The organism is Methanobrevibacter intestini, from assembly GCF_047402955.1.
Taxonomy (GTDB): Archaea; Methanobacteriota; Methanobacteria; order Methanobacteriales; family Methanobacteriaceae; genus Methanocatella; species Methanocatella intestini.
The window spans coordinates 876,547-890,439 of the sequence record NZ_CP187956.1; the positions used below are offsets into that span (position 1 = coordinate 876,547).

14 protein-coding genes and 1 tRNA gene are annotated in these 13,893 nt (G+C 31.1%); 2 read left to right on the forward strand and 13 right to left on the reverse strand.

Going from position 1 to position 13,893, the window contains the following annotated elements:
- Window positions 1-4: 4 nt before the first annotated feature.
- From trpD to ACMC9J_RS04125, 7 genes are all read right to left on the reverse strand, one after another.
- Window positions 5-1,012 carry an anthranilate phosphoribosyltransferase gene (trpD, locus tag ACMC9J_RS04095; protein WP_427003588.1) on the reverse strand — a complete coding sequence of 336 codons (1,008 nt, stop codon included), beginning with the start codon at window positions 1,010-1,012 and terminating at the stop codon, window positions 5-7.
- Window positions 1,013-1,597: an anthranilate synthase component II gene (locus ACMC9J_RS04100; protein WP_019265033.1), complete on the reverse strand. Its 585-nt coding sequence runs from the start codon at window positions 1,595-1,597 to the stop codon at window positions 1,013-1,015. It lies immediately after the preceding gene.
- A complete protein-coding gene (trpE, locus tag ACMC9J_RS04105; protein ID WP_427003629.1) occupies window positions 1,594-3,102 on the reverse strand; it encodes an anthranilate synthase component I in 1,509 nt (502 codons plus the stop codon). The genes ACMC9J_RS04100 and trpE overlap by 4 nt, the downstream gene beginning before the upstream one ends.
- A gap of 86 nt (window positions 3,103-3,188) precedes the next feature.
- A complete protein-coding gene (locus ACMC9J_RS04110; RefSeq protein ID WP_019265035.1) occupies window positions 3,189-3,587 on the reverse strand; it encodes a hypothetical protein in 399 nt (132 codons plus the stop codon).
- Between the two features lie 47 nt (window positions 3,588-3,634).
- Window positions 3,635-4,381 (reverse strand): CPBP family intramembrane glutamic endopeptidase, encoded by a 747-nt coding sequence (locus ACMC9J_RS04115; protein ID WP_019266775.1) that lies wholly within the window; start codon window positions 4,379-4,381, stop codon window positions 3,635-3,637.
- 37 nt (window positions 4,382-4,418) lie between these two features.
- On the reverse strand, window positions 4,419-5,147 hold the full coding sequence (locus ACMC9J_RS04120; protein WP_019265037.1) for a DUF4013 domain-containing protein: 729 nt from the start codon (window positions 5,145-5,147) through the stop codon (window positions 4,419-4,421).
- Between the two features lie 3 nt (window positions 5,148-5,150).
- On the reverse strand, window positions 5,151-5,354 hold the full coding sequence (locus tag ACMC9J_RS04125) for a helix-turn-helix transcriptional regulator (RefSeq protein ID WP_004032788.1): 204 nt from the start codon (window positions 5,352-5,354) through the stop codon (window positions 5,151-5,153).
- A 175-nt stretch (window positions 5,355-5,529) separates the two neighbouring features.
- Here ACMC9J_RS04125 and purB point away from each other — a divergent pair, with 175 nt between their 5' ends.
- A complete protein-coding gene (gene purB, locus ACMC9J_RS04130; RefSeq protein ID WP_019267967.1) occupies window positions 5,530-6,882 on the forward strand; it encodes an adenylosuccinate lyase in 1,353 nt (450 codons plus the stop codon).
- 37 nt (window positions 6,883-6,919) lie between these two features.
- On the forward strand, window positions 6,920-7,771 hold the full coding sequence (locus ACMC9J_RS04135) for a hypothetical protein (protein WP_019266778.1): 852 nt from the start codon (window positions 6,920-6,922) through the stop codon (window positions 7,769-7,771).
- Window position 7,772: 1 nt separating this feature from the next.
- Here ACMC9J_RS04135 and ACMC9J_RS04140 read toward each other — a convergent pair whose 3' ends face one another.
- The 6 genes from ACMC9J_RS04140 to ACMC9J_RS04165 all read right to left on the reverse strand — a co-directional run bounded on the left by ACMC9J_RS04140 (window position 7,773) and on the right by ACMC9J_RS04165 (window position 13,886).
- Window positions 7,773-10,223 carry a heavy metal translocating P-type ATPase gene (locus tag ACMC9J_RS04140; protein ID WP_427003589.1) on the reverse strand — a complete coding sequence of 817 codons (2,451 nt, stop codon included), beginning with the start codon at window positions 10,221-10,223 and terminating at the stop codon, window positions 7,773-7,775.
- A gap of 122 nt (window positions 10,224-10,345) precedes the next feature.
- Entirely contained in the window at window positions 10,346-11,569 is a 1,224-nt protein-coding gene (locus ACMC9J_RS04145) for a metal-dependent hydrolase family protein (protein WP_304130329.1), read from the reverse strand.
- A gap of 14 nt (window positions 11,570-11,583) precedes the next feature.
- Window positions 11,584-11,973: a DUF126 domain-containing protein gene (locus ACMC9J_RS04150; RefSeq protein WP_019265042.1), complete on the reverse strand. Its 390-nt coding sequence runs from the start codon at window positions 11,971-11,973 to the stop codon at window positions 11,584-11,586.
- Window positions 11,974-12,141: 168 nt separating this feature from the next.
- Window positions 12,142-13,404, reverse strand: a complete 1,263-nt coding sequence (truD, locus tag ACMC9J_RS04155) for a tRNA pseudouridine(13) synthase TruD (RefSeq protein ID WP_427003590.1) — start codon at window positions 13,402-13,404, stop codon at window positions 12,142-12,144.
- A gap of 30 nt (window positions 13,405-13,434) precedes the next feature.
- Window positions 13,435-13,508: transfer RNA gene (locus ACMC9J_RS04160), tRNA-Arg, on the reverse strand.
- A 180-nt stretch (window positions 13,509-13,688) separates the two neighbouring features.
- On the reverse strand, window positions 13,689-13,886 hold the full coding sequence (locus ACMC9J_RS04165; protein ID WP_019265043.1) for a hypothetical protein: 198 nt from the start codon (window positions 13,884-13,886) through the stop codon (window positions 13,689-13,691).
- Between the last annotated feature and the right edge of the window lie 7 nt (window positions 13,887-13,893).

A 13,893-nucleotide genomic window follows, 5' to 3' on the forward strand; every position in this document is an offset into this window, starting at 1 on the left:
AAAATCAACTGTTTGTGTATTCAATAAATTTCTCAAGCTGTTTTTTAGCTCTACCAGAATCAATAATTTCACTGGCTAATCTAACACCATCAGCTATAGAGTCTGCTTTTCCAGCTACATACAAAGCAGCAGCAGAGTTTAAAACAACTGCATTTCTTTTTGGTCCTTTTTGGCCATTTAAAATAGACAATGTAATTTCTGCATTTTCCCTAGGGTTTCCACCTACAAGATCTTCTTTAGAACATCTCTCCATTCCAAAGTCTTCAGGAGCTATTTCATAACATTTTAACTCTCCATCTTTAAGTTCACAGATGGATGTTTTATCACTAACTGAAATTTCATCCAGTCCGTCCTGACCGTGTACTGACAATGCAGATTTAACTCCCAGATTTTTAAGGACTTCACAAAGAGGTTTTACAAGTGATTCATCATAAACTCCCAAAACCTGCATTGAAGCGCCTGCAGGATTTGTCAGAGGTCCTAAAACATTGAATATTGTTCTTATAGATAATTCTTTTCTGACTCCATCTACAAATTTCATAGCTAAATGATAATTTTGAGCAAATAAGAAGCATAAATTAATCTCTTTTAATATTTCCAGACTTTTTTCTGGCTCAATATAAATATTAACACCTAAAGCTTCTAAAACATCAGCTGCACCACACTTACTTGACGCTGATCTGTTTCCATGTTTAGCTACCGGAACTCCCGCTGCAGAAATTACAATTGAAGATGTTGTTGATATATTGAAACTGTTAGACCCGTCTCCACCGGTTCCAACTATTTCCAGGACTTCTTCATCATTTAACAGTTTTACACAGTGTGCTCTCATAGCTTTTGCAGAAGCTGTAATTTCTTCAATTGTTTCACCTTTCATTGATAAAGCTGTCAGATAAGCACTCATCTGAACTTCACTAGCTTCCCCAGACATTATTTCATCCATTGTATTATAAGCTTCATCAGCATTTAAATCATTTCCGTTTATGACTTTTAAAATAGCTTCTTTAATCATTTAATTATCCTCCCTAATTATTTTGTTTATGAAATTTTCAATTATTGTAATTCCATCAGGAGTCAATATTGATTCCGGATGAAACTGAAGACCATAAATATCGTATTTTTCATGTTTAACGGCCATTATTTCTCCATTATCTGCTGTTTTGGAAATTATTCTTAAATCTTTAGGCAGTGTAGTTTCAACCAAACTTAAAGAATGATATCTTCCAACAGTAATTTCATCATTTAAACCTTTAAAAATTGGGTCTTTATTTAATTTAGCTATTGATGATTTTCCATGCATTAATTTACTTGCATAAGATATTTTACCTCCAAATGCCACACATATTGCCTGATGACCAAGACAAACTCCTAAAATTGGTATTTTATCATAGAATTTTTTAACAGTGTCGACACAGATTCCCGCATCTTCCGGCCTTCCAGGGCCAGGAGATAGAATAATAGCTTCAGGATTTAAATCTTCAATTTCGTCAGGGGTGATTTTGTCATTTCTATAAACTTCAATATCATCATTTACCTGTCCGATTAATTGATACAAGTTATATGAAAAGCTATCATAGTTATCTATTAATAAAATCATAAAATTCCCCCATCAGCTATTTTTAAAGCATCAATAACTGCCGCCGCCTTGTTTAAACATTCATCAAATTCATTATCTGGAACACTGTCAGCTACAATTCCTGCACCTGATCTTATGAAAACTTTATTGTTACGTGCAAAAGCTATTCTAATTGATATACAGGTATCTACATTACCGCTTAAATCAATATATCCAATAGCTCCACCATAAATTCCCCTTTTATTATTTTCAAGTTCATTAATAATTTCACAAGCCCTTATTTTTGGAGCTCCGGACAGTGTTCCTGCAGGAAGTATTGAATCAATAGCTGCAAGTGAATCCAAATCTTTTCTTAAAGTTCCAGATACTGTTGAACCGATATGCATTACATGAGAAAATCTCTCAATTGACAGGTATTTATCAACACTGACAGAACCCATTTCAGATATTTTTCCAATGTCGTTACGTCCCAGATCTACAAGCATATTATGTTCAGCCAGTTCTTTTTCATCACTTAACAACTCTTTTTCAAGAGCCAAATCTTCTTTTTCGGTTTTTCCTCTTGGCCTTGTTCCAGCTAGTGGAAATGTATATAATTTTCTATTGTTTAATTTAACTAAAGTTTCAGGTGAAGCCCCTGCTATTTCAATATCATCACTTGAAAAATAAAACATATAAGGTGAAGGATTTGTAGTTCTTAAAACCCTGTAAGTATCAAACAGGCTTCCGGAAATGTCTGCTTCAATTCTGTTTGACAGTACAACCTGAAAAATATCTCCTTCTTTAATATACTCTTTAGCCTTATTTACCATTTGACAATATTTTTCACGTGAAAACACTGGTTTGAAATCTGATTTTAAAGTTAATGGTTTAATTTTTGCTTTTTTGCCTGTTTTAATTAATTTGGCTATTTTTTTCAAATCATCACAGGCTTTTTTATAATTTTTATCCAAATTGTCTGTTTTCATATTTGCAATTAAAACAATTTTCTGTCTGAAATTATCAAATGCAACAACCTTATCAAATAACATTAAATCAATATCTTTAAACTGATCCTGATTTTCAGCATCAAGGTTTAAGGAAGGTTCTGCATATTTAATATAATCATAAGCAAAATATCCTACAAAACCACCGGTAAACGGAGGTAAATCAGGTAATTTTGGAGATTTGTTTTGTCTAACCAAATCTTTAATAACTTCACCAGGATCCTCTGTTTCGATAATTATCTTCTCATCATCAGTTAATTTGGAGCTGTCTTCAAATTCGCTGTCTCCTTTAATTTGAACCCGTCCATTTTGACAGGTAAATTCTAAAAGTGGATCAAAACCTAAAAAACTGTATCTTCCCCATTTTTGTGAATCTTCAACACTTTCCAGCATATAACAATGTTTACTAATTTCTTTTAAAATCCTTAATACTTCTATTGGAGTAGCTATATCAGAGTACATTTCATAAGCTACCGGAATTCGTTTATATTCGTTATTTTTTGCAATTTCTTTTACTTCATCCAAACCTGGGGAAAACATTTTAATCACTATAATATACTTAGAATAATGTACTATTTAAATCCTTGTTGTACTTTTTTGTACATTATAATTTATTTGAAAAAAAATTATAATTTGTTTTGTTCCCTACTAAAATTAATGACAATCTTTTTAATTTGCCTGCTTTCCAAATAAGGAAGATTTTTAGTAAGTTCTTTTTCCAAACTACGATTCAATTCCATTCTTTTTTGAACATACTCCTCGCCATCATACTGGCTAGAATATTGTTTATTTAAATTAGAATATTTAGTTATTAAAGGTTGAATAACCCTTTCAATATCATCATCTAACCTGTCATTAATTATTTTTTGCTTTTTAACATCAGACAAATAACCTATTAAAGCTATAAGGAATCCGAAAACAACAACAGTCAGTGCAGCAACCATATACTTATAAGAGTCAAAAAACATTACACATAAAGATACGCCTGCAATAACTACTGCAAGGCCTACCATTTTAATATTCATAGTAAAAACACCTAATTATATAATTAATTTTCAGCATATATAAAGTATTATTTCTTATCTAAAAATTTCCATTCAATCTTTAAAGAGTTCAATATTAAATATAAAGATAGGATAGCTAAAATAGTAATTGTAATCATTACCAAATCATTGTTAAAAAGTATTGCATCCCTATCCAAATAAAATAAAGATTCTGCAAAGAAATTATTCATAATATGTGCAAATACAGGAACAAGAATGTTGTCTGTTTTAATATACAAAATACACATACACAATCCAAATACAAATGCTGAAATCATACTTCCATATCCATGAAGAACTCCGAAACATAATGAAGATACCAAAATAGCCATATTAACTGGAACAACTAATTTCAGCCTGTTTAAAATAATTCCTCTGAAAATTATTTCTTCAGAAATTGGAGAGATTAAAATAGTTCCAATTAAGCCTCCAATAAAAGCTATGCTTTTCAGACTTGGAATTAAGCTAAAACTTAAAAGACTCCCTATATTTAAGGTGTTAGCTAAGTACAACATCCCATATGAAAAAAATACATTTACAATAACTATTAAAAATACATATCTAAATTTAATTTTAGAAAAAATATTTACATCAGTTTCAGCTGCATATTTTCTGGATTTAATAAGAATATAAGCAACAATAACTAGGTACATCCATTCCATATCTACATTAAAACCGTAAAACCCAGCTACCAGATATATTAAGTAAAAACACAAAATTATAATTAATAATTCAATCAAAGTAGTCTGTTTAATTGCCTTATTTAATGATGGCATAATAACAAAGCCCTAAATAAAAAAAAGAGGTGAAAAATCACCTAATATTATAAAGTAAACCTTGACAACGACTTTGGAATATCTGTAAGTAAGGCATTGCAATAAATGTTATTACAAAGTTAATGATTAAAGTTGATACAACACCAGCTACAGTAGCTACACCCATTACTGGAACTGCAGAAACAGTAGCAACTCCTAAAACCATTAAAACTGCTAAAACTATACTAACAACAACACAAATAATTACACTGACAAGTATTACCATTCCAATATATGTTGTAAAGCATCTTGTCCACCCAATGGACTTAGCAATATTTGTTATTTCTTTTACATCAAATGCCGCTTTCATTGATCCGTCATTTGTAGCCATATGAGAAATAGCTAAAAATGAATACAATGCAAATACTAATAAAATAACAATCCCTACTATAAACCCAACAATACTTAAAGAAAGATTATTAGCTTGGCCACAGCCCCATAGAATACCCAAAAATACAAGGATTGGAATAATCAAATAACCTAAATACACAACAAAACATTTAATTCCTTCAACTAGCATCAAAGTCCAGTTTTCGAATTCAGGAAGTTCATCATCACCATTAATCATTCCTTCAGTAGCTATTTTAATAATTCTATAATTATAACCTAAAATGAAGAACATAGGAATGACTAAAAAACCAAATAAGTAAAACACTCCTAAAATCAAGAGATTTTTTACATTTTTAGAAGCATATTCAAAGGAATCTTTATAAATATCTAATATCATCTCTCACTCACCATCATCAATGATGAAAACATCCTCAATGTTTTCTTTATCTAAAATCTTAGTTATTCTAAAGGCTAAAAGTAAAGAAGGATTATACCTAGCATTTTCCAAGGCATTTATTGTTTGTCTTGTGACACCAGTTAAATCTGCCAATTTTTGTTGACTTAATCCTTTTTCATTACGAAATTCTTTAATTTTAGTTTCCAAAAAATCACCTAAGTTTTTTTATACTTAGTAAAAAATAATTTACTAATATATATTCATATCATATATTATAAACTTAACCACCACCACTCATCAAAAAAGATTTAATTAAGAATAGTATAAAATACTAAAAAAATCAATATATTAATATTATTAAATAAAACTGAGATGATATAAAATGGCTATACATCCAATAGAATACAGATATGGTACTCCTGAAATGAAATCCATTTGGGAAACTGAAAACAAATTACAGAGAAAATTAGATGTAGAATCTGCTCTAGCTCAGGCAGAAGGAAAACTTGGCATAATTCCTCAGGAAGTAGCAGATGAAATAGCAGCTAAAGCTAATACCAAATATGTTAAATTAGAAAGAGTAGATGAAATTGAAGCTCAAACTAAACATGACATAGCCGCATTAGTTAAAGCTATTGGAGAAGTTTGTGATAATGATGCTGGAGAATATGTCCACTTCGGAGCTACTTCAAATGATGTTGTAGACAGCTCCAATTCTTTACTTTTAAATGATTCAATTGAAGTTTTAAAAGAAAAAGTAGAAAAATTAACTAAAATAATGCTTGATTTAACTAAAGAAAATATCGATAAAGTCTGCATTGGCCGTACCCATGGTCAGCATGCACTTCCAACTACCTATGGTATGAAATTCGGTATTTGGGCTGATGAACTTCACAGACAATATGAAAGATTGGAAAATGCTCAAAAAAATGTTTGTGTATCTATGATGGATGGTGCAGTTGGTACTACAGCAGCTCTTGGTGAAGACGGATGGAAAATCCATAAAGAAGTAGCTAATATCTTAGGATTACCTGCAGCTACAATTACCAACCAGGTTGTTCAAAGAGACAATCATGTGGAATTCATTTCAACATTAGCTAATATTGCAAGTACTTTAGATAAAATAGCTCTAGAAATCAGAAGCCTCCAAAGAACTGAACTCATGGAACTTGGTGAATACTTTGATCCTGAAAAACAGGTGGGAAGCAGTACAATGCCACATAAAATGAACCCAATTACAGCAGAACGTATTTGTGGTATTGCAAGAATTGTAAAATCATTTGTAAATGCAGCACTTGACAACAACCCTCTCTGGCATGAAAGAGACTTAACCAATTCATCATGTGAAAGAATAATGTTTCCGGAAAGCTGTATTTTAACTGATTACATCCTCAATTTAACTATTAAATTAATGAGCAATTTAGTATTCTACGATGAGAATATTGAAAGAAATTTAAACTTAACTAACGGATTAATTATGGCTGAAAGATTAATGGCAGAACTTACAAGAAGCGGAATGGGAAAACAAACTGCATATGGAATCGTAAGGAGAAATGCTATTAAAGCTAATAAAGAAGGCGGTCTTTTAGGAGAACTTATTTTAGAAGAAGAAGACGTCCAAAAATACCTAACACCTGAAGATGTTGAAAAAATTATGAATCCCCATACATATATCGGTTCATCTAAAACCATTATTAATGAATTACTTGAACAATCTAAAGAATGGTTTAAATAGAACATAGACATAATAAGTAAAATGAGGTGAAAAATACATGAGTGATGTAAAAATTTTAAAATCTATTGATATAACATCATACACAATTATGGGAACTGGGATTGGAGTATTATTCTCAGTTTTAGCCTCCATAATTCTTTTAGTAGCTATAGGTATATTAAATGCTCAAAGCATTGGAATAGTGGCTTATATCATCCCAACACTAATTGTTGGAACTATAATGTGTTCTATATATAATAGATTTGCAGAAGGATATCTCTACAACTGGTTAACAAAAAGGATGAATCCAATTACTTTTGAATTAAAAGACGGCAAAGAAATTACTAAAATTTCAACTGTGCCAACTGCACTTATTGCATCAATTATAACAACAATTCTTGTTATTTTACTTTGTGCAGTGTCTATATTCATTGTTCCAATTATACTATCATCAATAGTTCAAACTTTAATGTTTAGTGGACAAACTGTAATGGCATTTGCACTTTACCAAGTTGCAGCAGTTATAATGCAGCCATCAGTTATTGCAATGATTATAGTCGGATCATTTATTATAACTTTTGTATTTACATTAATTGCAACTTACATCTATAATTTGCTTGGAAGTAAAGGCAAAGGAATTGTCCTAGACTTATCTAAAGATAGTGAAATGACTTCTCTAAATTCCATTAACCCACTTAGTTTAGTTATTGTATTAACAGTAATCAGCTTAGTATTCAACATTATTTTAGCTATCATTTCATTAGTTAGTGGCGGAGATGCTTACCAAGCATTAGGCAATATTGTTGGTGGATTAATAAACGGAGTTATAGGTGGCGGTCTTTTAGCTATATTCTATAATTTCTTAGCTACAAAACTTGGAAAATTAAAAATAGAGTTAATTGACAATTAAATCAATTAACTTTTTGTTTCTTTTTTATTGCAGGAACATATCCTTTAAGAGCAAGTGACAAGGATATAACTGTTACTGAACTTAAAGCCATTGCAAGAGCAGACCATTCAGGCATGAACATTATTCCAAAGCCGGCATACAGCACACCAGCTGCAAGTGGAATTAATATAACATTATATGCAAATGCCCAGAATAAATTTTCTTTAATTCTAGTCATTACTTTTTTAGAAAACTGTACAGCAGCAACCACATTTTCCAAATCTCCTTCCATCACAACAATATCACCACTTTCCATAGCAATATCTGTCCCATTACCCATAGCTACACCAATATTAGCCTGAGTAAGTGCAGGTGCATCATTAATACCATCTCCAACAAATAAAACTGTTTTGTCTTCTTTTTGAAGGTTTTTAACAATGTCTAATTTGTTTTCAGGCAAAACTCCTGCTTTTACATTATCAATACCCACTTGGCTAGCTACATTTAATGCAGTTTTCTTGTTATCTCCTGTAAGCATATATGTTTCAATGCCCATTTTGTGCAATTCTTCAATAGTTCTTTTAGAATTAGCTTTAATTTTATCAGATAAGCTTAAAATACCTTTAACTGCACCATCAATAGCTACAAAAATTATAGTTTTGCTAAGATTTTCTAAATTCTCATATTCTTCCAGAACACTTTGAGGAATTTCAATATTCTGAGACTCCAAAAGCTTTTTATTTCCTGCTAAAACATCTTTATCATCAACTTGAGCTTTTAAACCTTTTCCCGTTATGTTTTCAAATGATGAAGTTTGATTAAGTTCCAGATTCATGTCATTTGCTTTTCTGACAATTGCCTTAGCTATAGGGTGGTTTGAATTTTTCTCTACACTGGCTGCAAGTTCAACTAGTTCATTTTCACTGATTCCATAGCAGATAATATCATCCACTTCCGGCTGACCTTCAGTTATGGTTCCTGTTTTATCAAATGCTGCTACATCAATTTTACCTGCATTTTCCAGAGTATCGCCATTTTTAATCAGAATACCAAATTCTGCAGCTCTGCCAACACCTACAGTTACTGCTGTCGGAGTAGCTAAACCTAATGCACATGGACAGGCTACAACTAAAATTGAAATTAAAGTTGTAAGTGCAAACAACAAAGTAGAGTCAAATACAAAGTACCACAACATGAATACAACGACAGCTATTGTTAAAATTGTTGGTATGAAATAACTAACTGCAGTATTAGCTAGTTTTTGAACTGGAGGTCTGGAACTTTGAGCTTTTTCAACCAAACGAATAATATTTGACAATACAGTTTCACTACCAATCTTTTTAGCTTTAATATGTAAAACGCCCTCCTGATTAATAGTACCTGCAAATACTTCTTCACCATCTCTTTTAGCTTTAGGAATTGGTTCACCATTAATCATTGATTCATCAACATAAGAATGACCACCAATTACTTCACCATCTACAGGTATTTTATCTCCAGGACGAACAAGTAAAGTATCATCAATTTGAATTTCTTTAATATCCACCTCTTTTTGAGATACTATATTTCCAGCATCGTCAAGTTCTATTAAAGTAGCTGCTGTTGGCTGAAGACCAATAAGTTCACGAATTGAATCAGAAGTTTTCTTTTTAGCTCTTGCTTCAAGATACCTACCAATAAGTAAAAATGATGGAAGCATAATAGCTGTTTCATAAAACATGAATGAATGATCAAGAACAATGTTAAATGTTCCAAGAATACTTGAAAGATATGCAACAGTTATACCCATTGAATACATTACATCCATATTTAAATTCTTATGAACAAGACCGTTGAACCCTGCTTTAAGTGTAGGTAACGATACATAAAGAAATGGGATAATACTTATGATTAAAGAAATTATTCCCATAGATAATCCAAATGGATGCCAATGAATATACATTAAAGCCATTAAAACAGCAGATGCTGCAAAACCAACTATAATCCTATTTCTTTTATCCTTCAAATCATTTTTATAAATTTCATCTTCATTTATTTCAAGTTGCCCTTCAATTCCAAGTACTTCAAATCCTAAAGAGTTTATAACTTCCTCCATGTCTTTAACAGTTGCTTTTGTTTTATCATAATTGATACGTGCTGTTTGTGAAGTTAAATCTGCCTTAACATCAAAAATGCCATCCAAACGTATTAAAAAGTTTTCAACATTCATGACACAAGAAGCACAATGCATCCCATTAAGTTTAAGAGTAACTTCATCAGTGTGAAGTTCAAATCCCAAATTTTTAACCAATCTTTCAATTTCATCAAAGGGAAGCTTTTTTGGATTGACAGTTAAATGCAGTTTATTTGAAGCTAAATCTGCATCTACTGATTCCACTCCTTCAACTTTTTCAAAAGTTTTATTTAAACTTAAAACACAAGAAGCACAATGCATTCCTTCAATAGGCAAATCCATTTCTTTAAGTTTTGCCATTATATCACAACCTAATTTTAAATAAATTATTTTTAGTTAAAAGTAATAATCACACATATATAAATTATATGCTTCTTTAATAAAAATTTATGCATGCCTAAATAAAGTTTAAAAAAAGAAAATTAAATGTCTTTAACAAGACATCCGTCCTGAATAACTTTTAGAATATTGTCGTTATCAGCTAAAATACTTACATCATCTAAAGGATTACCATTGACTAAAATTAAATCAGCTATTTTATTTTCACTAACTGAACCTAATGAATCTTCTTTGCAAATGAACTCTGCAGCTTTTATTGTTCCACTAGCTATAGCTTCATCATTACTCATTCCAACATCGGTTAAATGAATTAATTCTTCCAGGTTATGTCCATGGGCAATTACTCCACTATCTGTTCCCATTAATAAATCCACTCCTTCTTCATAAGCTACAGCTATATTTTCTTTGTGAACTTTAACTATTTCTTTTAATTTGGCTGTTTTTTCAGCTGCATAATTATCCCATGCAGGAAATCCACTATGATATAAAAAATCATGAACCAGCATTGTTGGAACTAATTTTACATTATTTTCAGCCATTTTACGAGATGTTTTTTTATCAATGAATGTTCCGTGTTCTATAGAATCAAATCCCGCATCTATACAGTTATTAATCCCTTTTAAACTGTGGCAGTGAGCTGAAACCTTTAAATCATTAACATGAGCTTCATCAACTATTGTTTTAAGTTCTTCAACATTGAACTGAGGATAATCTGGAGATGTGTTTGTTGTTAAGACTCCCCCGCTAGCCATGACTTTAATAAAGTCTGCTCCTGCTCTTTTTATTTCACGAGTCTTTTTTAGAACTTCCAGAGGTCCGTCACACCTTCCTTTAGGAAATCCCGGATAAACTATTTCCATGTCAAAACCTGATGGTAAAAATAAATCAAAGTGTCCTCCTGTTGATACTAAAGGAGTGACTGATATTTCCATTTTAGGAGCTATAAATAAACCTTTTTTTTGAGCTATTTTAACTCCAATATCTGCAGGGCCACAGTCTTTAATTGTTGTGACCCCTGCATCAACTGTTTGTTTTCCATGTTTAATTGCATTGTAAAAATGTAGTGCTAAAGGATTTGCCATGTTTTCTTCTTTGTGAAAGCCATTAGCCATAATATGTGCATGGCAGTCAATGAAGCCCGGCATCAGATAATTATCCTGTCCGTCAATGATTTTAACATTGTCTTTAACAGACAATTCCTTTCCAGATATTTGTTTAATGTGCTTATCTTCAATTAAAACATTGCATGAAGTTTGAATTTCTTCATTTGGATTTAAAATATTTACATTTTTAATTAAAGTTTCCATAATAACCACATTATTTATAAAATAGCTATTTTACCATTGTCCCCATCAACTTCAACTAAAACACCATTTTTTAGTTTATCAGTGACTTCTGGAGAGTCAACCATTGGAATATCAGACATTATAGCCCCAGTAGCAATAATTGGTTCTGCATTTAAACATATGATGGCTTTAGGTGCAGTATTATTTTTTTTCATTTGAAATATAACATAAGATCCGACAGTTGAACCTTTTCCTCCGGGAATGAATAAAACTTTATCTTTAATGGATTGACCCTTAAGTTCATGATTTGGATCAATTACAATTCCAGTTTCGGGATCCACCCCACCTAAAAAACTAATTGGTTCGTTGCTTACTATTAATTCTCCACTATCTTTTCCTTTAGCAATATTTCTACAGTCAATCATAAAAATCACTTAAGCAATAATTCTTTGATATAATTTTATAAGAACTATTACTTAAAATTAAAGAGCATATTAAAATGAATTATATGAAAATTTCAAAACCAAAAAAACATGTGTAAATGATTTTAATGAATTTAATAAAAATTTAAAAGATGAAAAAGAGTTATAAATCTAGACAACATCTTTTTTCATAACTTCTCTTAAAACAGCTGTAGCATAAGAACCTCTATTTATAGAAAACTCAGTTAAAACACCTTCATCAGTTGGAATAGCTGAAGCATCCCAAACTTGAATTCTCATAGACCTTCTTAAACCATGACTTCCTAAACGAGGCATTTTAGGAACTTCAAAATCTTCTTTAGTTAAATTATAGCTATTTAAAACTGATTTTTCCATTTCACCAACTTCACCATCGGCAAAAGGTACTTTAGTTCCATATAATGGAGAAGTAGGATTAGCTTCAAAATTATCTATTAATTTCTGATATTCTTCAGGAGTTTTATCACGAACAATTCTCTCTTCATTGTCAATAATAATATCTCCTTCAACATATCTGTTAATTCCCATAGCTACCCTTCTGCTAACGGCATCATTAAATAAATAAGACTGATATGCATGAACAAACATTCTCTGAAGAGGTTTTGGAAGTGCATATAATGCATTTTTATAAGCTTTATCATCTAATGGTCCTTTTTTAGCATCTTTAATAAGTTCACGAACCATCATTTTTTCATAACGCATTCCTTTACTCATAAATTCCAAAGATTCTTCTAAATTTCCATCATCATAAGCCTGTCTTGCCTTCTGATTTTCTTCATGTTCTTCACCTGTAGGATTTCCAATGTATCTTCTAACGGCTTCTTTTAAATCATTTTGAACTAAAGCTTCACCTACCAGGTGAGTGTTTGTTCTTGGTTTACCAAATCTTTGCCATCCAAAGTAATTAGGAACACCAGTAACTTCCAGTTCCTTTAAAATATTATTAGCTACTTCAGCACTTTTTTCAATATCATCAATATCCCGGATAAGAATTCTGAATTTATTTCCCTTTAGCTGCCCCATTCTAAGTTTTTTACGTCCACGAACAACTTTTAAAAAATCAGTTTTATAAATAGTTCCTTCCAAATCCTTAACTTGCCTAAACTGTTCTTCAGATTCCATATTAGATATACAAATCCATTGACGAGTACGGGCTTTTTTATCTTTCATTCCTGCAAAGCCCATTCTTTTTCTACTAATGTGCAAATCTCTTGCAATATCCAAAACAACATCTAAAGTAGTTCTACCTACTTTCTCAATCCAAATCCAAATATTAGGTCCTTCACCAGTTGGAGTCACTTCAGGGATTTCTTCAACATAAAAATCTTCATATTGATTCCTAATAGTTCCGCCAATTCCTTCTTCATCAGTTACATAAGTATTAGCATTTAACATTGTATCACGGAATTTAAAAAAATTATATAATGCCCCGACCGGGATTTGAACCCGGGGAATAGGATCCGCAGTCCTATGTGTTATCCAAACTACACCATCGGGGCGACATTAAAAATAGTTATCAGTCAATATTATGATTTTAATAGTATTTAAAAGCACTGTTTTATTTAAGAATTTTATTTGATTAAAAAGCTTTACAAAAAAACAAAATATAATTTATTGATTTAAACCCCTATTCTAATTTAAAAAAAATAATATTTCATTTATAAAAAAATAAAAACGAATCATTTTTTCAATGATTCTTTTAATTCACCTAAGGTAGCCATACCAATATCACAGGCATAAGAAATGTTATACAAACTAACATCCTTTATTATTAACTTTTTAGCTATTTCAAATTTTGTTTCCTTAATTCCTTTCCACATTCCTTTTCTAAACCCTTCTTCATATTTTTCCTTACCAAATTCCTCTACAGTAACCATATTAACA